Below are 23,858 nucleotides of genomic sequence, written 5' to 3' on the forward strand. Positions count from 1 at the left end.
GTTGGCGGCTAGAATATGAAAAATTGACTACAAAAAAGCGCTAAGAAATTCATCTTGGCGCTTTTTTAGTTCCCTATCCTAATTAGCTGCCTGAACTCGTCTTCATAAATCACTTTTTTGGGAAGCTCCACCTTCATGCTGTCTAATCTTTTGAAAGAGGTCGCGACAATATCATTTAGATGCAGCGGGTGATTTTTTTTCGTGACCAAAGCATAGTCAGCATACATCTCAGGTTGCTGCAATGCATGCATGTAATGGGGACTGAAATGACCTTCCCAGGTGAATTCTTTATCCAATAAAGATAGTTCAGGGTAAAAAATCGCATCGTCGGCTAGAATCCTCCCGCCTTCTTCTTTAAGAATTGAAGCAGTTGTTTGATAGATGGATTTTAGTTCTTCTTCCTGATTCTTCTCTGAAAAAGATGCAAAAAACCGTTGTTCCTGCTGTACAATACTACTTTTGAAGTAAGTGATCTCCAAAAAGACAGCCCCTATGGGAATCAGAAAGCCAAGAACTTGATACGTCCAGGCTCGTCTGATAAACTCTTTTTCGGAGAAATAAAAAGCTGCAAGTGCTGCCCCTGTTAGCATTGACAGGTTATTGATATTTAGGTATAGGACTTTACTGTCCGCCGCTTCTGATATCGCAAACAAAAGTACCAGTATCAATAAGAAGCTTTTTGCAGGCTTATTTCCATTGACAAAAACCTGATAGATAAGGTTTAATGAAAGGAGGGAGACACTTCCCAAAAACAGAAAATTTTTTGATGCAATTTTGGACCAAAGGAAATTAGTCTGATCAATCAAGGGTCTTAAAACTGAATAAGAATTCCAGCTGTCCCCCAAGCTTTTTTCATAAAAAAAATAATTCCCACTGAAGATTTTATTGATGATTAAAAAGATCAAAAAAGACATCAGAGGAATAAATGCCACTACTAGCACAGAGGAGAAAAAACCGGTGAAGAATTTTCTACGCTGAGATGTATTGCTAAAAATGACCGATGCCCTTGTATAGAAATTGCCACGTATTCCTTTTGCCTTAAAAAAAGCTACAAAAAAGAGAATTGGTATCAGGAGCAAGATCAATTTGAGGTATTCCATATTCATCAGCACAAAAAGTCCTAATATCAAACTCATCAAAGTGAGGTGAAATACGGAATAAGATTCAGTGTATTTGAAGCTGACGTAAAAAAGTAAATAAAATAAGACCAAAAAGATGGCCAGACTACTGCCCGAAGTACCAGCGAATAAAATCACCGGACTGAATAGCAGGTAAATGATATGGAATTTTGATTCCCAACTTCTTGATAGACTTTTGAAAAACAAATGATTGGTCAGGCCACCAATCAAAATGGCATTCAGGATATGACTCCCGGAAAGTCCCGGGAAAACCTGAAAAGGAAGGCTTCCTAAGAAGAATAATGTCGGGCTTGTAAAATAGAATGTTCGAAGAAAGCCCTCTGGAAAACGTACTAAAACAGTCGCTTTATAATCCACAAAGAAGGATTCCAATGAATAAAAACCTCGGTCGAAGAGCCACCAGGATAGTCCCAGATAAAGGGATGTAAAAATCATCCATCCCAGCCAAAAGGTGAGTTTTTGATTTTTCATAGGGAACTGGGTTTACTGCTTTTGGTAAGTCCATGATTGGTCTTCTCCCAGTAAAATGGCTTGGTAATGAGTTGGATTAATCCCTTGTATGCGGAAATACTGTGCATCAGCCAGTATAATGGATTGATTAAAGCATAGAGAATCAGCGTATAGGACCTGCGTCTAAAGACTGCCATCATATTGACATAGATCATCATCAAATTCCCCACAGAGAAGTTGAAGATGGCTATGATTACCAACCAGTCCGGGAAGAATAATTGAATAGATTCTAAAATATTCTGACTTACAGAATAATCCGTCCAAAAGAAGAGGTAATCCAATACCCCTGTAGTTAGGATCAACATGAAGATTAGAAACAGCAGGAGAATAGGATAAACCAAAAATGTGAAAAAGGTCCCTCCTATAAAGAATTGAAATCCGAAAAAACCCTTGACTCCCACTTTTTGAAGTAGCTTAATTGGGTTTCTCATATGCACGAGATAGGTTTGCATATAGCCTTTTATCCACCGAGATCTCTGCCTGATCCAGTTGAAAAAGTCATTATTTGCCTCCTCCAAAGTAGTAGAGTCCAAAACGGTCACTTTATAGCTTTTGGCATAAGCTCTCAGTCCGAGGTCAGCATCTTCGGTTACGTTGAACCCGTCCCATCCACCTAGTTCCATCAGTTTGTCGAACTTGAAGTGGTTACTTGTACCTCCAAGCGGGATTGGAACATCTAGATTGTCCAGACCTGGAAGCATATAGTCAAACCAATAGGAGTATTCTAAGGTGAAAAGCCTTGTCAGCAAATTTTCCTTTTTATTAAAATAATTCAGGGCACATTGGATCACGACATAGTCATCCGGTATTTTCTTAAATAGACTGGTAACTAGTTTGAGTTGATTGTTATCCGGAATGTCCTCAGCATCATAAATAGTCAGGTATTTCCCTTTACTAAAGTATAGGCCATAATTACAGGCTTTGGGCTTGGTTTTGGGCTGGGCTGGCGGGATAATGAGCGGTTCGAAAATACATGGGAAATTCATGTCTTTTACCGCATTGTAGGTCATGGCATCATCAGCCTCTATCAATAGTTTGACATCCAGTTTTTCGAGTGGATAATCAAGGTTTCTCAGGTTCCAAACCAATTTATGGATCACCTCTGATTCTTTGAAAACAGGTAATAAGATCGTATAAATCGGTAATTCATCATCATTTACTTTATCCAATTCCGCCTTGCTCACTTTCCTGGAGGTTTCCATTCTGGAACCGTATAGCGTGAGAAGAAATTTGAAACTTATAGAAAGAAATAAAAGCGCATTGAGGATGAGATTGAAGGTAATAGCTACCCCGACCGGGAAAAAATAAAATAATGAAGCACCTAAGATTAGGATAGTCCCAATGAAGATCAGCTGCTTTTTTGTAAAAGTTTCAATGGCGCAACTTTCTCTGTCACTATCGTAAATCCTAAATATGGCTTTATCCAGATAGTCTAAGCCATAGGTAATGTGCAAGGCTTTCAGCACATCCAAGTCCTCTGCAACATGGAATTTATCAACTTTTTGGCCCAGCAATTCTTCCACATTGTTGATATTGATACTGTCAGAAGGATCTGATAATACCACCTCTAGATAATCATCAGTTTGCTTTAGAGGGAATACAAGACAGTCTAAGAACCGGTGAAGTTGCGTTTTGACCACCTCTTGATTGGAGATTGCTTCAAGAGATTCAAAATTGAACTGATAAAGTTCAACGCCTTCTTCTATCAAAGCTTTTTTCCAAGCTCTCCTACTTAAATAACCATAGTTGAGTGCAATCTTTAAAAAGCTTTTTTGAAGAGACTTTTCCAGAAATTCAATTCTTTCAATCTGGTCGGCCCGCAGATTTCCTTTTTCCTGAAAGAGCGATTTTCTGTAATATTCTTTCGTATGCATCATTTGGAATCAATTCTAATGACCGAGAAGACCTGAAAACCTCTCCCTATACCTGAATTTCTATTTAAAATATCATGGAATAAACCTCCATAAAGCGAGAATTTCGGAGTGAATTCATAACCTAAATTTGCTGCAGCTTTGAGCATGCTAAAATCTGCTACCAGCTGAAGGTTATTTTCGAAGAACTCACTGTCATCGCTAAAAGAGAAAATCCCGTCTAACTCACCCATTAAGACAAAACCCTTGCCCAAGCGAATGCCCTGTGAGGAATAAAGCCTAATTTGAGCTGGGTCACTAGGAAAGAAATAGCGAAAACCGGCTTCAATTTTATGAAAATTGTTGTACTCCCCGAGCCAAGGTGCAGTTCCACTCAGTATCAACCTTCCTTCCATTCCAAATTGGTCATAGCCAGCAAAAGGAAGTTGGTTGTTTTGATAGGCCGGAATGAAACCTGTTACAGAGCCCATCAAATAATGGTTTTTAAGCTCTTTCAGATGAAATCTCAATCCCAATTCTAAGTCACCTAGGTCAGTATTTTGTTGCTTTCGCTGAGAATCTTCGTAAGTATTGAAAAACAATGGGATGGAGCCGAATATATTTACTTTATAACCACCCAACGGAAGGCTAAAATATATCCGCGGGTTATAGTTCTGGAATTGCCCATTATTCTCAAAAGGAATTTTTGTCCCATTTCTATCTCTATAGGCATCAGCTCTGTAATTACTTAAATAAGGAGAAATCAAGGCTTGACCCCTGTCTTGTTGCCAGGGGTTTTGAGCCAAAGTTTCTGTCGCAAAAAGGGCGAAGAGAAAAATGAAAAAATAGTTTCTTTTAGCGCGCATCCTCAATATTCTTTTTGGAAGACTCTGATTTTTTGAAAATATAAGAGAGCAATACAATGATAAAGGCAATTACAACCACGATTATGAAAAGTCTATAGGTTTCCCAGAATGAAAGGAATCTATTTTGACTATCCATTTCTTCATCCAGAACTGTTTTGAATCTTAGATCAAAGAAGAAATAACGCTTTGGATTGGATATTAGGACATTCCCTGAATTTGTCAGAAACTGATCCTGCACACCATTAAGGGCCATTTCCAAAGCTTCTGTATTTCTAGCCTGATTGCTGACCATCATAAACTTGCTTCCATTATGGTTGAAGAGCTGAATGAAAGCCAAATCATCCCCATAACTCACGTTGAAAAAGCGTTTGACTTCATCCGATTTGTAGGAAATACTATCCTTGTAAAATCTGATGTACTGATCTTCCTTGAAAATGTCATTATAGTTTTCAGGGGAAGCAGTTAAAAGCACTTTATTAGTATTACCATCTGCTACCTGATTGGCTGTGCTGACAGCATTGATTTTAGGGAAATAGAAGCCTGATTGGCCCGAATAACGGGTATTGATCAATTGAATAAGCATTGAAATGCTGGGGATTTCTTGAGGACTTAATGCATAATCATACCAAATTTCAATTGGTGATCCTTCAAAGTTTTTCGGGAATGAGGCAAAAGTCAAAGGAGTGTTTCTATAGAATACAGGGCTTAAAAAGGACTCCAAAGGATCTATTTGAGCATAGAATTCTGAAGCATTAGTGTTGCAGATACCTCCCGCAGGGACGTAAATATATTCAATCCCCAAATAGCTTCCCGTAGCGAATGTAACTCGATTAGGGCTTACCTGAACCTGTAATATACCCGATTCATTCAGTCTGTAAGTTCCGATAAGGTCATTGTTGATGTAGATATTGGCGAAACCACTTTCAGAAGCTGATACGGGTTTATGGTTGATCTTGAGTTGCAATTGCAAAGACCTGAGAGTTGCTTTGGACAGATAAGAAGGTAGCGTTAGATTTTTTCTGATTTTCCCCATTCCGGTCATCATCTCAGTGTCCATCCCCAATTCCTCTAGATTGTAGGTGTTTTTGAGAGTGTAATTATATTGAAGAGTTTTTTCAACTGACTTATTTACTTTGACATGATCCGTAAGTGCGGAGGAAGTTAAATCGCTATTGAATAAAAACTGAATAGCTTTTTCAATGGAGCTGACATCCGGACCAGTTAAAAGCATACTCGAAGTGAAGAAAGGCGTTGCAGTTAAGCTATCAGTTTGTGAGGTGTAATGCATCTTAATTTCACCCTGGCCAGCTGTGTTTCCAAAGGATTTTTCTTCAGAGAAAGCTTTTTGGATTTCTGTTCCGCTGCCTATTACTAGCGCTCTGTGGATTAATTTAACATTGCTTTTATCCAAATATTCTACCGGAAGATTGACTCCAATTCGCTCTCTGAAGAAATAATGGAGGTAGGATGCGACCTCAAGTTGACTTGCTAGACTTTCTTTTGGGATAAGAATTCGCTCCACTTCAGGTAAAAATTCTTCAATAGTCCAAGTTGGAAGCTCTTTGGGATAGCTGATGAAATTTTCTAAAAGGAATGATTCTGGAGTGATTTCCAACCAGATTCCGGTTTCATCATAATCTCTACAATCTTCATCTCTCAGGAAGAGATTCGATTTTACTTCCAATTTCACAAAGCCTGAAGCCATATCAGATCTTTTTAAAGGCAAATCCACCCGAATGGTATCAGAATACTGCCCGATAAATGTTGAAAGAATAGGTCTGTCCCCAACCAAAAAGGTGATTGTACTTTGTTTTTTCTCGATCAGCTGAGAAGGGATGATTTCCAGATGGACATAGCTGTTTTCATAGTCTCTTCTAGGTTTGTGTTTGAAGTAAAAAACAGTACCTGCCCTTGGACCATAAATTACAGACTGCTCTGGGTAACCAAAATCCGAAAATGGGGATTCATTGGTTTGTCCGTTCGCAAAATTTGAAATTCCCAAAATTAGGAAAAGAAGTAAAACAGAAGTGGCTTTGGTGGAGATGCTGGCCATTAATTTAATTGGTTAAGAAATAGGCTGTGATGATTTAGGGAATTCTAATTTGAAGGTGACACCTTCAGTCATACTAGTGGTGTATTTGAAATATCCACCCATTTTTTCTGTAAGATTTTTAGCTATCTGCAAACCTAAACCTTGTGGAGGAGCAAAGCTGGATTGAATTTCAAATTCATCCAATGGCTTGAAGATCTGATTTAATACACTTGCAGGGATTTTTGCAGAGGGTGCTACGATTTCAATCCTCACTCGGGAATCCAAATCTTTGGTCAAAAGGATTACCTTATGGTTTGTTTTAGACCAGTCGATAAGATAATTGAGAATTTTTTCAATCAGGTTCACAAAAACATAAGGATCTGCAAGAATGGATGAATCAGTATTTTCAGTTGAAAAATCTAATTCAACACCTCCAGCTTCCAATCTTGGTTTGAGTAAACTTTTTACTTTTTTGAAACTGGTTTTTAGATTGGTGTTTTGAATAGCCAAACGAAGGTGGATGTCCGAATTTTCTTCGTCATTGCCAAAAATATTATCTACATCAGTTAATAAGTCCGTACTTACTTCTTTTAAAAGTTGAAGATAATTCTGTTCTTCCTCTTCCAATGCGGTACCACTTTCATCAATGAGTTTGGACAAGCCTAGGATATTGGTGATTTTATTTTTGATGTCGTGACGGAGAATTTGATCTTTTTCGCGGTCTATTTTTAACAATTGTTCAATCTCAACCAATTTCAATTGAACCTCATTGACTTTCTTATTGAGCTTTCCAATGGCTTCATCTTTTTTTAAATCTCTTTCCAGATTAAGTGTATAATTCCTTTTTCTGGCATCAGGAATAAATGCAGTTAAGACTAGAAGTGAAAAAAAGGCATATCCCCCTAGATTTAAGTTGGTTTCTAGGTTGACGAAATCAGCCTGCCATTCGAAAATCATAAACATGATCAAAATGCTGACCACCAATCCAAAAGCAAATCGTGAATTCCAGAATACCAGGTAATTAGAGGAGCCTATTACCAAAGTTAAAATGGTAAAATAAAGGGTAACCACAAATCCTGAGTGGAGATGAATGATATTGAAGCAGTAGGAAGAAAATAAAAGTAAGTATCCGAATATCAACCAATCTGGAGACTTGATCTGGGGTTTGATGATATTGTAGGATATAAAACCCAATAAAATCAAAATCACCTTAAAGATAAATGTGACTTGCCAGGTAGTTTTAAGGACAAAAAACTCGAGGATAAAAAAGCCAATTAAAAGGCTGATAATTCCCCAATAAATATACTCTGCTGCGTCCCAGGTTTTTTTGCTATATGCTTTTTCAAGATCTCCTGACTGAAAAGCTGAGGTCTGTGAAATTAAATTCATTAAGTGCTCGTTATTCTAAAAGTTTATGCTGATTAAGATAAAAAGATTAATTGGTTTATCATGGAGTTATCTCATTTTCCCAAATAATTCCCTTATTGCTTTCCAGTTAAACATCTATTAATTACATGCTTTGATCAAATTATTATATCTAATTCTGTTGACTTTCCTTTGCCAATTGACTCAATCCCAAACGATAGCAGATAAGGTTAATCTATCAGGTATGGAAAGGTCGTGGGATTCTCCTAGATTTAAAAGTGCTGAACTAATTCGGGAAATAAAAAATATTCAAAAGAGAGGTTACAAACAGATCAGACTTCCCGTAGCTCTCTCTTACCATCTTCATTCTAACCCTAGATTTTTATCTGAGCTTGAGTCCCTTATCCAATTTACAGAAAAAGAAAAGCTCCAAATTATACTTTGCAATTTCGATTCGGAATTGAATAGAAACAATTGGCAATCGCATAGAAGCGTGATTAAATCTAATTGGCTGAGCGTGCTAAAAAAAATAAGTTTTGACACAAAATATCTGGCTATAGAATTAGTAAATGAGCCCTTAGTAAATCCGGATACTTGGGAAAATATTTTGATGGAACTGCTTCCTGAAATCAGAGAAGTTAAGCCAGATATCCCTATCATCATCGGAGCGACCAATTATAATAGCTTGTACGAATTGAGTAGAATGAGACCTTTAACAGGTTTTGGAAACATTATCTACACTTTTCATTTTTATGAGCCATTTATTTTTACGCATCAGGGTACACAATGGACGGGAAATCAAAATGCGACAAAAGGAATTCCATATCCTTTTGAAGAAGGAAAAATGCCTTCATTGAATCCTAAGGCAAAAGGTACAGCCGGGGAAATCAACTTGAGGGATTATTATCAAACAGGAAATATGCTCGCCGTTGAAGATAAAATCAGACAAATTTCGGATTGGGCTCTACGGAATCAAGTTGCTCTCTGGTGTACAGAATATGGCGTCAGTAAAAATGCTGATCCTGAATCAAGAAAAAGATACCTGGAAGATGTCAGTGCCACTCTTGATAAATATCGAATCCCGGGATTTATATGGGAATGGGAAGGTAATTTTGGAATTAAGTCCCTCATCCACCATTCGAAAAGCACTGAAAGTAATAAGTGAGTTTCATCTCACTTTAGTCGCGCTTTGGATTAATCATGATATGAGCACGATGGGTGCCGGGGTCCATGATCCATGGAAGTCCGGGGCCGGCTGGTTTTAAGGGGAGACCGGTACTTTCAGCAGTTGCCCAAGGGATGTAGACCACAGAACGTACGTAGGAATTTTTCACCTCGCCATTTGTCCAGTTTATATCAGATTCATCCGCGGTTAAGGCATGCAGCACACTTCCCTGGTCGGGGAGTTTTAATTTCTTGGCTTTGGCTTCTGCCTCTCTGATATCAAAGATTTCCTGAGCGGATTTGCCTTCCTCTCGTAATTTCCAACCTCTTGCCATAAATGCTTGGGCACTTTTGTGATAGCATGCTACACTCAGCCCTTCCCGGCTGGGATCATCTGCCAAGCAGACCGTTTCATTGTTTCCTTGTCGCAGCAATACAATTTTTCCATCGGCATATCCATATACAGTGGCATTAGCTCTTTGATCTTCCGGAGCGGCCAATACTGCCATTTTTATTTGTATATCCTTGGAAGGTTGAGATTGAGAAAAGGCAGAAAAAGCTGCTAAAATCATAAAAAGACTCAAAAATGCTTTCATAGTCAGTAATTTTGGGTTTACCTTCAATTTACACAAACCTTTAGCTCTTTCAAACCTTGCAAAGGTTTAATAATCAGAAGTTTTGCAGACCAGACCTTTTACTTACCTATTTTCCTTATCCTATTATGGTGCCCGATTCAAAGGATGGGCTATTCAAAAAGGACAACCTACCGTTCAAGGGAAACTAGAGCGGGTTTTTAGATTTGTTTTGGGAAATGACGACTTTACTATCCTTGGAGGAAGTAGAACAGATTCGGGGGTGAGTTGCAGGCATGGTTACTTCCAACTTTTTTCTAAAGAAGCTGTAGATTGGACTATTTATCTCGCAAGTCTGAATGAAAATCTAGCAGGAGAGATTCAGTTGTTAGAAGTGAGGGAAGTAAACAGAGACTTTAATTTAATCGAGCAAATCGAAGCCAAAACATATCGCTACTATTTTTCGACAGGGCCCACTCATTCATTTGCATCAGCATACATGGCTACCCTTTTTGGAGAGTCGGATATAAAGAAAATGAAAGACGCGGCTTCTCTTTTTCAAGGAGAACATGATTTTAGGGCATTTTGTACGCCTTCAGTGAATAAATCCAATTATCGAAGGGAAGTGATTTCCTGTAGAATTTCCGATGCTAATGATTTTCAAGGCGAATTTTTTCCAAAAAACCAGTGGATGATGGAAATCAAAGGAAAAGGATTTTTACATCATCAGGTTAGGAAAATCATGCGGGCTATTTGGTATGTGGGCTCAGGAGAGTGGAAAAGGGAGGATATTACTCAAAGATTGGAAAATCCGACTCAGGATTGGGAAAAAATACCTGCAGCACCTGCCCATGGCTTGATATTGTGGGAAACTATCCTAAAAACTGATTAAAAATTGCATACAAAAATCAGAAACAGTTCTCATTCAATTTCTTGTTTCTGAAACCTTTCCGCATCAAAAATCATTACCTTTGCATCCCAAATCGAGGAACAAAGTGAAAGCGAGAACATTAAAGAAAGACAAAGTCAATATCATCACCATGGGTTGCTCCAAAAACCTGGTGGATTCCGAAGTGCTTTTAACCCAGTTGAAAGGAAATGGAATCAATGCCAGCCACGAGTCCAGCTCAGATGATAATAATATCATTATCATTAATACCTGTGGATTTATAGACAATGCCAAGCAAGAATCTATAGATACCATTCTTCAATACGTGGATGCCAAAGAACAGGGCTTGGTGGATAAGGTATATGTGACCGGCTGTCTTTCTCAGCGTTACAAAGACGATTTGGAAAAGGAGATTCCTCAAGTCGATGCATTTTTTGGAACACGGGATTTGCCTGCCATTTTGAAGAAATTCAAAGCAGATTACAAGCATGAATTGGTTGGGGAGCGCCTACTAACTCACTCGGCACATTATGCATATATGAAAATTTCCGAGGGTTGTGACCGCCCTTGTTCTTTTTGTGCGATTCCTCTGATGAGAGGTGGACACGTTTCCAGACCTATAGAAGAATTGGTGAAAGAAGCTCAGCACAAGGCTGCCCAAGGAACCAAGGAGTTGTTGTTGATTGCTCAGGATTCGACCTATTACGGATTGGACTTGTATAAAAAGCGAAATCTGGCCGAACTCTTAAGACAGCTTTCGGACGTGGAAGGAATCGATTGGATTCGTCTGCATTATGCATACCCAACCGGCTTTCCGATGGATGTGATTGAAGTGATGAAGGAGCGATCCAATATTTGTAATTACTTGGATATTCCTTTGCAGCATGGTTCTACAGATGTATTGAAAGCCATGCGACGTGGAACTACCCGAGAAAAGCAAGAGGAATTGATCTATAAAATTCGCGAAATGATTCCTGAAATAGCCATCCGTACTACCCTAATAGCTGGGCATCCTGGCGAAGGTGAAAAAGAATTTCAAGAGATGGTGGACTTTGTGGAGCGAATGAAATTTGAGCGATTGGGAGTATTTACCTATTCCCATGAAGAAAATACTCATGCTTTTGGTATGGAGGACAAACTTTCTCAGGAGGAAAAACAGGATAGAGCGAATCACTTGATGGAAGTACAGGAGCAAATTTCCTATGACTTGAATCAGGAGAAAGTTGGGAAGACCTTCAAGACCTTAATCGATAAAAAAGAAGGAGGTTACTTTGTAGGCCGAACAGAATTTGACTCTGTGGAGGTAGATAATGAAGTACTAATAGACGCTTCCAAGCATTATTGTAGAGTAGGTGACTTTGTCAATGCCAAAGTAATTGAGGCAACGGAATTTGATTTGTATGCGGAGGTGGACTAGAAATTGATATTGGAAAGTGGCTAGCAGATAAGTAAAAAGTTTCCAAGTTTTTAGAGGATTTTAAATCTAGACTTTGACTTTTTCATTTTTTTTTTTTTCGAAAAAATTTTTCGATTAAATAATCAATTTCTATGAAAAAGTTAATGTTACTTATTGTTGTTTTGATTTCCTTTTCTTGCAGCAGTTTAAATGAGGAGCCTGTTTCGCAAATCGAAATGGAGAGTATTTTAGTTCAAAAGGAAAAGCTTGACAATGATCTCGAGGAATTCTCTTCATTAATGAGGAAACAAGGGATTACATTTGGATCATCAAAGGATTTTAAAAATTTGGCCAATGTTTTCTTTGAAAAAAATGAGAATGAGAACAGAAATTTTGAGGAATCTTTTGAAAGATCATTATCCTTTACCCAAGATTTAGGCAGTTCAAAAAGAGTTATGGGTTCTCCGGAATTGGATGTTTTTATTTCTGATATAAACAAGGAAATAAAGAATTTCAATGAATACGGCCAAATTTTAAATTACATGGATAAGAAAATAGTCAGTATTATCTCAAGTGACAAGTTTGACGTTAACGTGAAAGAGAAATTGCTTAACTGCCTCGTTTTCCAATCAGTATTTATAAAATTTTACAATGAAAATTTAGATCTAGTATACAACGATAATAGTAATTCAAGAGTATTAGCATGCGGAGTTGATCAAGGAACTGCTCTTGATATTGGACTTGCAATTTGTGGAGGGGCCTTGATAGGTGCGGGTTCAGGTGCTTTAGGTGGTTCTGTGGTTCCAGTTGTTGGAACAACCGTGGGAGCACTTGGCGGATTTCTTGTTGGTGCAATTACAGGTGCTGTATCTTCAGTGGGTTACACGTTGGTTTTGCAGGCAATTCAATGTTCAAAATAATCTATAAATGAAAATATCAAGTATAGCCTTCGCTATTTGTTTAGCAATTTTATTTTTGATATCTAGTTTATTGGGCAATGAGGAATTCTCTTATGCCCAATTAATTATTGCGGTGATATCAGCTTCTTTCGGAGGCTTTCTTTTTTATAAATTTATGAGAATAATAAATACTTATGTTGAGAAAGTTGCGTTGACTAAGTTTGACGGATTAAATGCTGAGCCTGCTAATTTATATTACAGTATTTTCAACTCTATTGGAGGTATTTTAGAATTAAGTCCAAATTTTTTAATCTTTAAAAGCCACTCTTTTAATCTGAAGAATGAGTTAATCCAGATTCCTTATAAATCAATTAAAAGAGTTGAGCCATTCTTCTTATTGGGGCAATTGAAAGGTCTAAAAATTTTCACTGAGGAAAAATGTGTAAGGTTGATTTTAAAAAGTAATCGTGCTTTACCAATACTGGATGAAATAAAAAGCAGATTTTAATAAAGGGTAACATCCCTTTGACTCTGTGGAAGTGGATAATGAGGTACTGATAGACGCTTCCAAGCATTATTGTAGAGTAGGTGACTTTGTCAATGCCAAAGTAATTGAGGCAACGGAGTTTGATTTGTATGCGGATGTAATTGATTGAAATTCAGACTGTGATTAAAATTGGAGGTTTATTTTGAAAGTGCTATTTTTAATAGTCTTTTAAAGTAACCTAAAATTATGTTTTCATTTATTACTACAATTTTTTTTCTTTTTTATACTCCAGATTCAACAGAGGTAAACTATTTCTATTTTGGGAATACCAATTTGTTGGGGGTAGGAAAGATAGTTGATGACAAAAAGGAAGGTCTCTGGAAAGTGTATATCCCAGACAATCCTTTTGATTTTCCTCAGCCCAGTTTATTAAAAACAGACCAGGAGGTTTTCGAGGATAATTTTTCTCAAGAAAGAATATTATTTCAGATTCAGTTCAAATCAGACGTTCCTAATGGCTTTTTTCAAGAGAATTATCCTTCAGGGGAGATTAGGTATCTCACCTTTTTAAAGGAGGGAAAACCGCATGGCGATTTTCGGGAATTTTATAAAGATGGAGAACTGAAAGCTCATGGAACTTTCTCGGAAGGAGCGCTAGATGGGACTTGGGAAGAATTTAATGAAAATGGGAAACTGATTGCTCAAGGAAATTTTAAAAATGGAAGACAAGAGGGGGAGTGGGTAGAGCAATTAGATTATATGCCTGGATTTTATAGAAAAGGCAGTTATCTGCTGGGATTAAAAGAAGGAGAGTGGCTCCTTACTGATGAATCTGGTAAAATCTCTCAAATTGAAATTTTTGAAGACGGGAAATTAGTCTCTGTTGGAGCATTAAAAGCAGGAGATAAAGAGTTAAAGGCTGGAAATTTAAAAAAGGGCTCTGGAATAAGGGTTTTCTACGATTCGGAGGGTCATATGGTGGCTAAGGGAAGATATTCCAGAGGAATTCCACAAGGAAGCTGGTACTTTTATTTCCCCAAATCAGATAAGGTTTTGGCAGAGGGTAGGTTAGTTGGTTCTAACCGAGTTGGTTTGTGGTATTTTTACAGTTTTGATGGAGAAATTATCGATCAGCAAGAATATTATTCAAATTCATTGTATTCCGGCCCCAATTCTCAAGGTTTAACAGTGCAAGATCAATGGAGTCCTAACTCTTCGCCAGATGCTCTACGCTCAGCACATCAAAGTATATTTAATTCCCAATTCAATATGAATGGCTCATTTTTAAGGGCGAATTAATTAATGGTAAGAGATAATCGGTTATGCTGTTTCTCCTGAAGCAGTATTTTTTTTGACAATTTCTTAAAATGGTTTTTCTATTCTTCTAGGAAAAAGACCTTATTTTTAAAGATGAAGAACTTATTCCTTTATCTAGTCGCATTTTTACCCATGTCTGTTTTTGCTCAATACTCTTATGATCTCCAAGGCCATAGAGGCGCGAGAGGACTGATGCCTGAAAACACCATCCCTGCGATGATCAAAGCTTTGGATTTGGGCGTGACCACACTGGAATTGGATTTGGCTATTACCAAGGATGGACAAGTGATCCTCTCACATGAACCTTTTATGAATCCGCTGATCTGTCTTGATTCAGAAGGAAATCAGATCGCATCGGGAGATCATTCCTTTAATATTTATCAGTTGACTTATCAGGAGATCTTGGCTTATGACTGTGGTTCCAAATTTCACCCGGGCTATCCCCAGCAGGTCAAGTTTTTTGCTGCCAAACCACTTTTAGAAGATGTCTTTGCAGTAGCAGAAAAATATGCAAGCGATATGGGGCTTCCTCAGCCTCGATATAATATTGAAATCAAAAGTAGTCCCGATGGAGATGGAATCTATCATCCTGAAGTTCCAGAGTTTTCTGATAAGGTGGTGAAGCTGATCGCTGAAAAGTTGGGTTGGGAAAGAGTCAATATCCAGTCATTTGATTTTAGAGTTCTACAATATATTCACGAAAACTACCCAGAGGTGCCTCTTGCAATGCTGGTAGAAAATGCTGCTACCTATCAAGAAGATTTGACGGAACTGGGATTTGCTCCCGATATTTTTTCTCCCCATTTCAGAAATTTGAATGCTGAGATTATTGCTTTTTTTCATCATAAAGGAATGAAGGTAATTCCTTGGACGGTTAATAACACCGAGGAAATGAATAAGCTTCTGGATTTAGGGGTCGATGGCATCATCACTGACTATCCTAATTTGGCTCCGAAACGTTAATTTTTGCCGTTTGCGGATCATGGGTTAATTTAGCCGATTAAAATTTTCTCCATGAAACTGATCGAAGTCACCACACCTGCCCATCAGAAAGAGTTTATCGAAATGGCTGTGCGGCTTTATAAGCATGAAAAAAACTGGATACGTCCGCTTGATAAGGATATTGAAGGACTTTTTCACCCGGAAACCAATAAGCTTTTTAGAAATGGAGCCAAGGCTAAGCGCTGGTTGCTACAAGACGGAAAAGGTCAGACTATTGGGAGAATAGCAGCTTTTATTAATCCCAAAATGAAAGAAAAGCAACCCACTGGCGGAGTTGGTTTTTTCGAATGCATAGAAGATCAGAGTGCAGCTTTTTTGTTGTTTGATACAGCCAAAGAATGGCTTCAAAGCGAAGGGATGGAGGCGATGGATGGACCGATCAACTTTGGAGAGCGGGACAAATGGTGGGGATTGTTGGTCGATGGCTTTTCTGAGCCTAATTACAATATGCCGTGGAACTTCAACTATTATCGGAAGTTTTTCGAAGATTATGGATTTAAGCTTTATTTCAAGCAATTCACCTATATGCGGCCTGTTCAGAATGTGGGTTTTGATGAAAAAATGATCAAGCGAGCCAATCTGGTCATTGCAAACCCCGATTACAGCTTCCGATATATCAAGGGAAAGGAACTCCAAGAGAAAGCTCCTGAGTATTTTATGACGGTCTATAATAAAGCCTGGGCGCGTCACATGGGGAAGTCCATTGCATTGAAAGAGGCTCAGTTGATGTTTGGGAAAATGAAACCAATCATTGATCCAAGATTAATCTACTTTGCTTTTTACAAGGAAGAACCTGTTGGTTTCTTCATCCAAATTCCTGAAATCAATCAGATTTTCAAGCATGTGAATGGAAAAATGGACTTGCTTGGTAAACTGAAGTTTCTCTGGTATAAAACCTTTTCTCCGCCTAATAAAATGTTGGGTTTGGTCTTTGGAGTAGTGCCGGAGCATCAAGGCAAAGGTGTGGAAAGCGCGATGATTATCAGCTATGATAAAATGAGCGGAAAAGCTTCCTTCCCCTATAAAACCATAGAGATGAATTGGATAGGAGATTTTAATCCAAAAATGATGCGTGTTTGCGAGCAACTATTAGCAGACATATACAAAACACATCACACCTATAGATACTTGTTTGACAGAGAAAAGCCATTTGAGAGACACCCTATATTTGATTGAAAAAAAGTCCGATGCTGGATGTCTGATGACCGATGTCAGGCTGAGCGGAGTCGAAGCCTTTTCTACTTTGAAAAAAGATTTAAGAAATACGATTTACGAGGTTTACTCGAACCTCAATCCGGATTTTCAGCTTAAGCTTGAAAAGTATGAATATCGAATGTCAGGCTGAGCGCCTGTCTGACGAATAGTCAGGGAGTCTAAGCCTTGTCTTCCTTGAAAATTCGGTTTACGAAGTACGAAAGACGAGGCTTGTGAGAACCTCAATCGTTATCTTTAGGACTTGAGGTTTTAATATCGAATAATGAATTAAACCAACATTATAACCTTTAAACATTACAACTTACCAACTAATTATAAATGAAAAAATACGATGTAACTGGCATTGGAAATGCCCTAGTAGATATTGAATTTAAAGTAACAGATCAGTTTTTTACAGATAATGGCGTAGAAAAAGGCTTAATGACTTTGGTGGATGAAGAGCGTCAAAATCACTTGATGAAAGTGATTAATCATGCAGAAGCAAAAAAACAAGCCGGAGGTTCCGCTGCCAATACAGTTGTGGCGGTTAGCCAATTTGGAGGAAAATCTTATTATAATTTTCGGGTAGCAGCTGATGAATTGGGGCTTTTTTATTTGAAGGATTTAATTGATTCCGGAGTAGAAATTGCTTTGTCAGAAGACAAATTGGAGGCTGGTGTGACCGGAAAATGCTTGGTGATGGTGACTGAGGATTCTGAGCGGACCATGAATACTTTTTTGGGAATTACTCAAAATTTCTCGACCCATGATATCAATGATTCTGCGATTCGGGAATCCAAATATCTCTTTATCGAAGGGTACCTGGTGACCTCCCCAAATGGAAAAGAAGCCATGATGCATGCCAAAAAGGTTGCGGAAGAAGCTGGTACCAAAGTGGCTTTGACCTTTTCTGACCCAGCTATGGTAAAGTATTTCAAAGATAATTTTGATGATGTAATCGGGCCAAGTGTTGATCTCCTTTTTGCCAATGAGGAAGAAGCCATGCTTTACACAGGTAAGGATAATCTGATGGAAGCAAGAGAGGAAATGAAAAAGGCAGCTAAGCATTTTGTCATCACGCAGGGTAAAAACGGTGCGATGATCTTTGATGGGGATACCTTTATCGATATCGAGCCTTACAAGACTACGGCAATTGATTCAAATGGTGCCGGGGATATGTTTGCCGGAGCCTTTTTGTATGGAATCACCAATGGACACAGCTACGCATCCAGCGGGAAATTAGCATCCATGGCGAGTTCTCAGATTGTGAGTCAGTTTGGCCCTAGATTGAAGTGGCATCAAGCCAAAGAGATTTTGGGAAGGTTGAATCCTTAAGCAAAATTGTTAGGCATAATAAGGAGCGAAGCAATCTTATTCACTAAAAGATTGCTTCGGCTTTTTCCTTACATGCCAATGCCATATTGAGTTGAGGATAGGATGTATAGGTCAGTCCCAGCGGAGTCGAGGACCTTTCGAATGCACTTAGTGCGACCCAAATGATAGCTTCAATATTTATCTCTGTCATCTCCAATTGAGCATTTTAAAAATGTTAAGCCTCTCGATGACCCTGAAAAGACTGGATTTTTACTTCTCCACTATCAACTCCGAACTAGGCACCCGAAATCTCGGGCCATAAATCCCTTCCGGAAGGCCTTTCCCACAACCTATAATCATACAAATTTCAGCTGCATCTGGAAGATCAAGTAGCTTTTTTACACGTTTGGAGTCAAAGCCCTCCATCGGACAGGTATCATATCCTGCAGCTTTCATCCCTAACATGAAGGTCATGGAAGCCAAGGCAGCACTTTTATGAACAGATATGCGCACTTCGGTTTCCCCAACTTCCCGTACCATGGGTCTGCGCATTCCTACCCACCAGGCGATGAGTTTCTTGAGTAGGGACCAACCCGGATATTTCCCAAATAATTTAGGGATTAGGTTTTTGTAATAATTACCAGCCTGTTTTACTTTATTTTCAGATTGATTTTGTTGAGAATTTAGGATGAAATCATAGTTAGCTTTTGCTCTGGATTTCCAAAGATCTCTTCGTGTGATGATGACAACCAATTCCCTAGCAGTCGTAGCGGCTTTTTGGCGCATGCAAAGTTGGGCCAATGGATCTTTAAGAGGAGAAGATTCAGGAACTCTCACAAACTGATAAAGCTGAAGGTTTGAGCTGTTGGGAGAAAGGATAGCGGCTTCCAGGCAATGTCGGACTATGTCATGGTCAAATTCACTTTCCTGATCAAAAATCCTGACCGACCTTCTTGCTTCTACCGCCTCGAAAAATCTTAATTCCTGTAAAGTATTCTTCATTTGTCCGATTTCTCTATTTTTAAAAGACTGTTTTTTTCAGCTTTATTGATAATTTCAGGCAAGTTAAAATTTTAACCCTAACCATTTACCGATGTTTTTTGAATTGATTCGATTGCAATTTCTGAAAAGTGTGAGGTCGACCTCTTTTGCAAAGAGTGTTTTGACCAATATTTTTTTGGGATTCATTGTATTACTCCTTTTGCTTTATGTTCTAGGAGCAGGATTGCTGCTCAAAGTAATCATTGAAAAGTTGGCAGAGGGCCAAGATCCGCTTACAGTACTTAATAGCTACTTGATTTATTTTTTCCTCGGCGAGTTTATGTACCGGTATTTTATTCAGCAGTTGCCGGTTGTCGAGCTAGAGAGTCTGCTACATCTTCCCATAGGGAAATCCAAAATTATGCACATTCTTTTGCTCCGTTCTTTTATTTCTCCAATTAATGTCATTGCACTGTTGTTGTTTTTACCCTTTGGAGTTCAAGTAATCTTACCAGCCTCAGATGCAGTTGGGCTAATAGGCTGGATTGGTTCTATTGTATTGACCAGCTGGATTTTGCATTGGTTTATGCTATGGTTCAAGCAGCGTTTTGAAGATTCCACAATAGGATTACTCATCGTGGTAGCCGTGTTGTTTTTAGGTTCAGGCTCTAGCTATATGGGCTGGTTTAACTTGGGAGAGATCATGAAGCCTGTATTCGATTTATCCATATCAACTCCAATTCCGGTAATCGTATTGGCTATCCTTTTTGTAGCTAGCTACTGGCTTTGCTTTAAATATCATTTCAACAATGCTTATTTGGAGGATTTATCGTCAGAAGAAAATGTTCGCTTTACGGATCAATCCATTGGTTTCTTTTCCAGATTTGGATTGGCAGGCGAAATGGCTAACCTGGAGTGGAAACTGATCATTCGACATAAGAAAAGCCGGACATATCTAATGCTTTCCGGATTCTTTTTATTGTATGGATTGATTTTTTATACCAATCCAGTTTACGCGTCTGATGAGGGTATTTCCACAATATTCATTTTTGTAGGAGTATTCATCACCGGAATATTTATGATCCAGTATGGGCAGCTTTTCTTAAGTTGGAACTCCGGGAATTTTGATTTCTTCCTCAATAGAAGAGGAGGTGTGGAGGAGTTGATTCGCGGTAAATATTTGCTCTTTATTTCCGTTTCTGTAGTTTGCTTTCTAGCCTCTGTACCCTATGTGTATTTTGGATGGCAAATACTTGCCGTACACTTTGCTACCTTCCTTTTCAACGTGGGCATTTTGGTTCATGCCATTATTTATCTGGCATTATGGAAGCCTAAGCCTATGGATTTGAATAAAGGAGCCATGTTTAATTACGAAGGAGTAGGTGCAGCCCAGTGGTTGATGGTGATTCCAATGATGGTATTGCCTTATTTGATTTACTTACCCTTCTCCTTTTTAGTAAGTGATTATGCTGGCCTGATTGCTTTGTCAGTGTGTGGGATTTTGGGAATCATTTTCTTCAAACCCTTGGCAAAACTGAATGTGCAGCGTGTCATGCAAAATAAATACGAAATCTCATCTTCATTTAGACAGGAATTATGATCAGTGTCAAAAATCTTAAAAAACAGTACAAAGAAGCAGTAGTATTGGATGTAGAAACTTTAGATATCTCAACGTCTGAGTGTTTTGGTTTGGTAGGTAATAATGGTGCTGGTAAAACCACCCTTTTTAGAATTATGCTGGACCTGGTGAGGCCTACGGATGGAACTGTGATTATCAATGGACATCAGGTCAATCAGGATGAGGAGTGGAAGAAATTTACAGGAGCATATTTAGATGAACACATGCTTTTGGCATATCTCACGCCGGATGAATATTTTCAGACTTTGAGAAAGATTTACGGCATGTCAGAAGCTGACTTGGAAGTTCATTTGGGGAAATTCACTGAACTTTTCAATGATGAGATACGGGGGAAAAAGAAATATATCCGAGACCTTTCGAAGGGTAACCTGAAAAAGGTGGGAATTGCAGCTGCCTTAATGGGCAATCCTGAAGTGGTCTTTTTGGACGAACCTTTTGAAAATTTGGATCCAAGCTCCCAGATCAGATTAAAGAAGTTGATCTTGAAAGAAAAAGAAGATAGCCGAACCACTTTCTTGATTTCATCCCACGATTTGAATCATGTGACAGAGATTTGTGATCGGATTGTATTGTTGGAAAAAGGCAAAATCATCCGTGATCTTCAGGAGAAAGAAGCGATGATGAGTGAGTTGGAAGCTTATTTTACGGGCTAAAGCCCAACTACTATAAATTTTATTCTAGAGCCACCAGCTGAAGCTGGTGGTAATTTTTTTCTATTCTTTTGATTGTTTGTGAGACTTGATACAAAAAAAGCAGGAGAGGTACTCTAGCCTGTTCTAGATTATATTTGAAGAATAAATAAAAATAGGAGCGGCGCTTTTGCCCGCTCACCGAAATTTACCACGCTAGACTAGGCTTTAGCCAAAAAAGGTTAGTTTATTTTTTATTCTCTTATTAAATTAGATGAAAATCTATTTTTATGCCTTATATCAAAGTTTACATTCATTTCGTTTTTACTACCAAAAATAGATTCCCATTTTTGAATGATCTTGAAACCAGATTAGCTGTATGGGACCATATACGCCAAAACTGTAAAAAGAAGGGAATTTTCATTGACAGAGTAAGTGGGCACAAAGATCATTGCCATTGTTTGATTTCTCTAGGCATCGACCAAACCATTCAAAAGGTTATGCAACTAATAAAAGGTGAGTCTTCTTTTTGGATAAATAAAAATAATTTGATCAAAGAGAGGTTTGAATGGCAAGATGAATATTTTGCTCTTTCAGTATCAGAATCTATTGTTGAAAAGGTGCGAAATTATATTTCAAATCAAGAGATTCATCATGCCAAAAAATCCTTTAAAGATGAATATGATGAGTTTTTGAATAAGTATGGATTTGAAAAATTTTCTGTTTGATTTTCTTCTTGACCCACCCGCTAAAGCTGGCGGTAATTCTTTCAGGTTTTAGGTTATCTTGGAGAATAGATAAAAGAATAGGAACGGTGCTTTAGCCCGTTCAATTGATAAGGCTAGATGATTTTGTATTGGCTTTAGCCTAAATTTCCAATGGAATTGGGCTAAAGCCCAAATCGATAAATTTATTCGAAAGCCACCAGCTAAAGCTGGTGGTAATTTTCCCCATCCATTTTGATTGTTGTCGAGGTTTGACACAAAAAAAGTAGGAGAGGTACTCTAACCTGTTCTAGATTATATCTGAAGAATAAATAAAAATAGGAGCGGCGCTTTAGCCCGCTCATTGAAATTTACCACACTAGACTAGGCTTTAGCCAAAAAAGAAAAAAACCCTTCAAAATTGCTTCTGAAGGGGTTTTCTGTACCCAGGGCCGGAGTTCCCGATATCCGCTTCGCTTCATCGGGATAAACTTCTCCTCCGGCGATTTTAAACAAAAAAAGCCCCTTCTTTTCAGAAGGAGCTTCTTTGTACCCAGGGCCGGAGTCGAACCGGCACGAGTGTAACCTCATTGGTGTTTGAGACCAACGCGTCTACCAATTCCGCCACCTGGGCATGGTGCTTCTAAGCGGAAATTTTGTTCCCAAGTGTATTTTGAAATCATTTCTGTTTTCAATTCCGGCGGACAGGTCCGCCACTTGGACATTTCAATTTCTCCGTCCCTTGCTGAACGGGATGCAAATATGAGTACAAATTTTTTTTCCTACAACCCTATTCAGGCACTTCCTGTAATTTTTTTGAGCTAAATGCTACAGGCTTGTCAGAAAAGAGGCTTTTTGTAAAAGCCCAGACTGATTTAAATAACTCAGAATCACGGTATTGATTTAAGGCGGATTCACTCTCCCAGTGCGAATAGGTCATGAAAATATTTTTTTTATTTTCATCGCGCCATAGTTCCAAATGCCTGCAACCGGGAAAATTTCGAATACTTTTTTTATGACTTTCAAAATTTTCCAAAAAGGCCTCAACCTTGTCCTCCTGAAAAGTCATCCTTACCACTCGAATCAGCATAGCCTATGGATTGAAATTAATGTACACCACGCTCTCAAATTTCAACCCCAATAGATTTCCTCCATGACCATGGTTGATCCCTATTTCTAAAAGATCCAAGCTATTGAAGAATGCAAAGCAATCACCAGGCTCTACCTGATCACAACCTTTGTGTAGCCTGTCCAAACTTTCTCTTCCAAATTCTATGGTAAAGCTTCCTGGGTTGAGTTTCTCAAAAATATCTTTCGGAATGTTGGTGATCAAATTGCCATATCGATCCACTCGCATGACATGCCCGATGATTTGCTCTCTCGTCGCTTTCGGGTTACGGGGCATCAACTTTCTGAAGTTTGACAATGGTCCGCCGAAGTCGTGAATTGCTGCTCCAGAGGCAACTTTTGCTGCAATGGGAGCCAAAATATCTTTGGTTGGGAAGGAGGTGTCTTTCAGGTGTATATCTGCAAACTGAACCATAATTCCTGGGTCATGATCTGCCAACAAACTTAAGATTCCATTATTCGGGCCGATAAAAATATGCTCTTCCAATTTGACACCGATATAACCTTGTGTCATGTTTCCGGTTGTATTGATAGCTACCAAATGAACGGTGCCTTTTGGGAAATCCCGAAAAGTAGCCTTCAAAATAAAGGCAGCATGAGCTAAATCAAAGGTGTCAATATTATGAGAGATGTCTATAATATTCAATTGCGGATTGATGGCCAACATTTTGGCTTTCACCGCAGGAACGTAATAATCTTTATCCCCAAAATCAGAGAGGAATGTCACTAATGCCATAGAAGCAAGTCAATTAAAATTATGTACTTTTGTTAGTGGGGGCAG

The 23,858-nt window shown here is 38.5% G+C and carries 22 protein-coding genes, 1 tRNA gene and 1 pseudogene; 13 read left to right on the plus strand and 11 right to left on the minus strand.

Annotated elements, in window-relative coordinates; genetic code table 11:
• Nucleotides 1–65: 65 nt before the first annotated feature.
• The 5 genes from GYM62_RS00580 to GYM62_RS00600 are packed head-to-tail and all read right to left on the minus strand — an operon-like array spanning nt 66 to nt 7,786.
• The gene (locus tag GYM62_RS00580; RefSeq protein ID WP_219957904.1) at nt 66–1,610 is read right to left on the minus strand and encodes a hypothetical protein; all 1,545 of its coding nucleotides are present in this window, start codon (nt 1,608–1,610) and stop codon (nt 66–68) included.
• Nucleotides 1,607–3,526 carry a glycosyltransferase family 2 protein gene (locus GYM62_RS00585; RefSeq protein WP_219957905.1) on the minus strand — a complete coding sequence of 640 codons (1,920 nt, stop codon included), beginning with the start codon at nt 3,524–3,526 and terminating at the stop codon, nt 1,607–1,609. Before GYM62_RS00585 ends, GYM62_RS00580 begins: the two co-directional genes overlap by 4 nt.
• A complete protein-coding gene (locus GYM62_RS00590) occupies nt 3,523–4,365 on the minus strand; it encodes a hypothetical protein (protein ID WP_219957906.1) in 843 nt (280 codons plus the stop codon). Before GYM62_RS00590 ends, GYM62_RS00585 begins: the two co-directional genes overlap by 4 nt.
• On the minus strand, nt 4,355–6,418 hold the full coding sequence (locus tag GYM62_RS00595; protein WP_219957907.1) for a cellulose biosynthesis cyclic di-GMP-binding regulatory protein BcsB: 2,064 nt from the start codon (nt 6,416–6,418) through the stop codon (nt 4,355–4,357). The genes GYM62_RS00590 and GYM62_RS00595 overlap by 11 nt, the downstream gene beginning before the upstream one ends.
• 12 nt (nt 6,419–6,430) lie before the next feature.
• Nucleotides 6,431–7,786, minus strand: a complete 1,356-nt coding sequence (locus tag GYM62_RS00600) for a sensor histidine kinase KdpD (RefSeq protein WP_219957908.1) — start codon at nt 7,784–7,786, stop codon at nt 6,431–6,433.
• A 175-nt stretch (nt 7,787–7,961) separates the two neighbouring features.
• Here GYM62_RS00600 and GYM62_RS00605 point away from each other — a divergent pair, with 175 nt between their 5' ends.
• Nucleotides 7,962–8,927 carry a glycoside hydrolase family 5 protein gene (locus tag GYM62_RS00605; RefSeq protein WP_255590674.1) on the plus strand — a complete coding sequence of 322 codons (966 nt, stop codon included), beginning with the start codon at nt 7,962–7,964 and terminating at the stop codon, nt 8,925–8,927.
• Nucleotides 8,928–8,940: 13 nt separating this feature from the next.
• Here the strand turns inward: GYM62_RS00605 and GYM62_RS00610 are convergent, their stop codons facing one another.
• Nucleotides 8,941–9,522 carry a hypothetical protein gene (locus GYM62_RS00610; protein WP_219957910.1) on the minus strand — a complete coding sequence of 194 codons (582 nt, stop codon included), beginning with the start codon at nt 9,520–9,522 and terminating at the stop codon, nt 8,941–8,943.
• A gap of 82 nt (nt 9,523–9,604) precedes the next feature.
• Here GYM62_RS00610 and GYM62_RS00615 point away from each other — a divergent pair, with 82 nt between their 5' ends.
• The 9 genes and pseudogenes from GYM62_RS00615 (at nt 9,605) to GYM62_RS00655 (ending at nt 18,017) form a co-directional block, all read left to right on the plus strand.
• Nucleotides 9,605–10,390: a tRNA pseudouridine(38-40) synthase TruA gene (locus GYM62_RS00615; protein WP_219957911.1), complete on the plus strand. Its 786-nt coding sequence runs from the start codon at nt 9,605–9,607 to the stop codon at nt 10,388–10,390.
• 103 nt (nt 10,391–10,493) lie between these two features.
• A complete protein-coding gene (gene rimO / locus GYM62_RS00620; protein WP_219957912.1) occupies nt 10,494–11,804 on the plus strand; it encodes a 30S ribosomal protein S12 methylthiotransferase RimO in 1,311 nt (436 codons plus the stop codon).
• 131 nt (nt 11,805–11,935) lie between these two features.
• Complete coding sequence (locus tag GYM62_RS00625; RefSeq protein ID WP_219957913.1) at nt 11,936–12,703, plus strand: hypothetical protein; 768 nt, start codon at nt 11,936–11,938, stop codon at nt 12,701–12,703.
• Nucleotides 12,704–12,710: 7 nt separating this feature from the next.
• Entirely contained in the window at nt 12,711–13,190 is a 480-nt protein-coding gene (locus tag GYM62_RS00630) for a hypothetical protein (RefSeq protein ID WP_219957914.1), read from the plus strand.
• Nucleotides 13,191–13,206: 16 nt separating this feature from the next.
• Nucleotides 13,207–13,338: pseudogene (locus tag GYM62_RS00635) on the plus strand (hypothetical protein); the annotation flags it as partial.
• Nucleotides 13,339–13,415: 77 nt separating this feature from the next.
• Complete coding sequence (locus tag GYM62_RS00640) at nt 13,416–14,468, plus strand: toxin-antitoxin system YwqK family antitoxin (RefSeq protein WP_219957916.1); 1,053 nt, start codon at nt 13,416–13,418, stop codon at nt 14,466–14,468.
• Between the two features lie 111 nt (nt 14,469–14,579).
• Entirely contained in the window at nt 14,580–15,449 is an 870-nt protein-coding gene (locus GYM62_RS00645; RefSeq protein WP_219957917.1) for a glycerophosphodiester phosphodiesterase, read from the plus strand.
• 51 nt (nt 15,450–15,500) lie between these two features.
• Nucleotides 15,501–16,664 carry a hypothetical protein gene (locus tag GYM62_RS00650; protein ID WP_219957918.1) on the plus strand — a complete coding sequence of 388 codons (1,164 nt, stop codon included), beginning with the start codon at nt 15,501–15,503 and terminating at the stop codon, nt 16,662–16,664.
• Between the two features lie 357 nt (nt 16,665–17,021).
• Nucleotides 17,022–18,017: an adenosine kinase gene (locus tag GYM62_RS00655; protein ID WP_219957919.1), complete on the plus strand. Its 996-nt coding sequence runs from the start codon at nt 17,022–17,024 to the stop codon at nt 18,015–18,017.
• A gap of 43 nt (nt 18,018–18,060) precedes the next feature.
• On the opposite strand, the gene GYM62_RS00660 is transcribed toward GYM62_RS00655, so the two are convergent.
• Both GYM62_RS00660 and GYM62_RS00665 read right to left on the minus strand, forming a co-directional pair.
• On the minus strand, nt 18,061–18,207 hold the full coding sequence (locus tag GYM62_RS00660) for a hypothetical protein (RefSeq protein ID WP_219957920.1): 147 nt from the start codon (nt 18,205–18,207) through the stop codon (nt 18,061–18,063).
• A 59-nt stretch (nt 18,208–18,266) separates the two neighbouring features.
• Nucleotides 18,267–18,998 (minus strand): nitroreductase family protein, encoded by a 732-nt coding sequence (locus tag GYM62_RS00665; protein ID WP_219957921.1) that lies wholly within the window; start codon nt 18,996–18,998, stop codon nt 18,267–18,269.
• Nucleotides 18,999–19,089: 91 nt separating this feature from the next.
• On the opposite strand from GYM62_RS00665, the gene GYM62_RS00670 reads away from it, so the two are divergent.
• The 3 genes from GYM62_RS00670 to tnpA all read left to right on the plus strand — a co-directional run bounded on the left by GYM62_RS00670 (nt 19,090) and on the right by tnpA (nt 21,973).
• Nucleotides 19,090–20,577: a DUF5687 family protein gene (locus GYM62_RS00670; RefSeq protein WP_219957922.1), complete on the plus strand. Its 1,488-nt coding sequence runs from the start codon at nt 19,090–19,092 to the stop codon at nt 20,575–20,577.
• Nucleotides 20,574–21,269: an ABC transporter ATP-binding protein gene (locus GYM62_RS00675; RefSeq protein ID WP_219957923.1), complete on the plus strand. Its 696-nt coding sequence runs from the start codon at nt 20,574–20,576 to the stop codon at nt 21,267–21,269. The genes GYM62_RS00670 and GYM62_RS00675 overlap by 4 nt, the downstream gene beginning before the upstream one ends.
• 266 nt (nt 21,270–21,535) lie before the next feature.
• On the plus strand, nt 21,536–21,973 hold the full coding sequence (gene tnpA / locus GYM62_RS00680) for an IS200/IS605 family transposase (protein ID WP_219957924.1): 438 nt from the start codon (nt 21,536–21,538) through the stop codon (nt 21,971–21,973).
• A 526-nt stretch (nt 21,974–22,499) separates the two neighbouring features.
• On the opposite strand, the gene GYM62_RS00685 is transcribed toward tnpA, so the two are convergent.
• The 3 genes from GYM62_RS00685 to GYM62_RS00695 form a co-directional block, all read right to left on the minus strand.
• Nucleotides 22,500–22,583 (minus strand) — tRNA-Leu (locus GYM62_RS00685).
• A 156-nt stretch (nt 22,584–22,739) separates the two neighbouring features.
• Nucleotides 22,740–23,039, minus strand: coding sequence for a putative quinol monooxygenase (locus GYM62_RS00690; protein ID WP_144607315.1), 300 nt, complete (start codon nt 23,037–23,039; stop codon nt 22,740–22,742).
• A gap of 3 nt (nt 23,040–23,042) precedes the next feature.
• Entirely contained in the window at nt 23,043–23,813 is a 771-nt protein-coding gene (locus GYM62_RS00695; RefSeq protein ID WP_219957925.1) for an S-adenosyl-l-methionine hydroxide adenosyltransferase family protein, read from the minus strand.
• Nucleotides 23,814–23,858 lie beyond the last annotated feature (45 nt).

The organism is Algoriphagus sp. NBT04N3, assembly GCF_019443765.1.
GTDB lineage: Bacteria > Bacteroidota > Bacteroidia > Cytophagales > Cyclobacteriaceae > Algoriphagus > Algoriphagus ornithinivorans.

Excerpts from the sequence above, each read along its gene's own strand:
- GYM62_RS00600 (WP_219957908.1), bottom strand. The coding sequence starts at position 7,786 with ATGAATTTAATTTCACAGACCTCAGCTTTTCAGTCAGGAGATCTTGAA.
- GYM62_RS00675 (WP_219957923.1), top strand. The coding sequence starts at position 20,574 with ATGATCAGTGTCAAAAATCTTAAAAAACAGTACAAAGAAGCAGTAGTA.
- GYM62_RS00640 (WP_219957916.1), top strand. The coding sequence starts at position 13,416 with ATGTTTTCATTTATTACTACAATTTTTTTTCTTTTTTATACTCCAGAT.
- GYM62_RS00645 (WP_219957917.1), top strand. The coding sequence starts at position 14,580 with ATGAAGAACTTATTCCTTTATCTAGTCGCATTTTTACCCATGTCTGTT.
- GYM62_RS00650 (WP_219957918.1), top strand. The coding sequence starts at position 15,501 with ATGAAACTGATCGAAGTCACCACACCTGCCCATCAGAAAGAGTTTATC.
- GYM62_RS00695 (WP_219957925.1), bottom strand. The coding sequence starts at position 23,813 with ATGGCATTAGTGACATTCCTCTCTGATTTTGGGGATAAAGATTATTAC.
- GYM62_RS00670 (WP_219957922.1), top strand. The coding sequence starts at position 19,090 with ATGTTTTTTGAATTGATTCGATTGCAATTTCTGAAAAGTGTGAGGTCG.
- tnpA (WP_219957924.1), top strand. The coding sequence starts at position 21,536 with ATGCCTTATATCAAAGTTTACATTCATTTCGTTTTTACTACCAAAAAT.
- GYM62_RS00595 (WP_219957907.1), bottom strand. The coding sequence starts at position 6,418 with ATGGCCAGCATCTCCACCAAAGCCACTTCTGTTTTACTTCTTTTCCTA.
- GYM62_RS00655 (WP_219957919.1), top strand. The coding sequence starts at position 17,022 with ATGAAAAAATACGATGTAACTGGCATTGGAAATGCCCTAGTAGATATT.
- GYM62_RS00585 (WP_219957905.1), bottom strand. The coding sequence starts at position 3,526 with ATGATGCATACGAAAGAATATTACAGAAAATCGCTCTTTCAGGAAAAA.
- GYM62_RS00660 (WP_219957920.1), bottom strand. The coding sequence starts at position 18,207 with ATGACAGAGATAAATATTGAAGCTATCATTTGGGTCGCACTAAGTGCA.
- GYM62_RS00690 (WP_144607315.1), bottom strand. The coding sequence starts at position 23,039 with ATGCTGATTCGAGTGGTAAGGATGACTTTTCAGGAGGACAAGGTTGAG.
- GYM62_RS00630 (WP_219957914.1), top strand. The coding sequence starts at position 12,711 with ATGAAAATATCAAGTATAGCCTTCGCTATTTGTTTAGCAATTTTATTT.
- GYM62_RS00665 (WP_219957921.1), bottom strand. The coding sequence starts at position 18,998 with ATGAAGAATACTTTACAGGAATTAAGATTTTTCGAGGCGGTAGAAGCA.
- GYM62_RS00590 (WP_219957906.1), bottom strand. The coding sequence starts at position 4,365 with ATGCGCGCTAAAAGAAACTATTTTTTCATTTTTCTCTTCGCCCTTTTT.
- GYM62_RS00610 (WP_219957910.1), bottom strand. The coding sequence starts at position 9,522 with ATGAAAGCATTTTTGAGTCTTTTTATGATTTTAGCAGCTTTTTCTGCC.
- GYM62_RS00625 (WP_219957913.1), top strand. The coding sequence starts at position 11,936 with ATGAAAAAGTTAATGTTACTTATTGTTGTTTTGATTTCCTTTTCTTGC.
- GYM62_RS00580 (WP_219957904.1), bottom strand. The coding sequence starts at position 1,610 with ATGAAAAATCAAAAACTCACCTTTTGGCTGGGATGGATGATTTTTACA.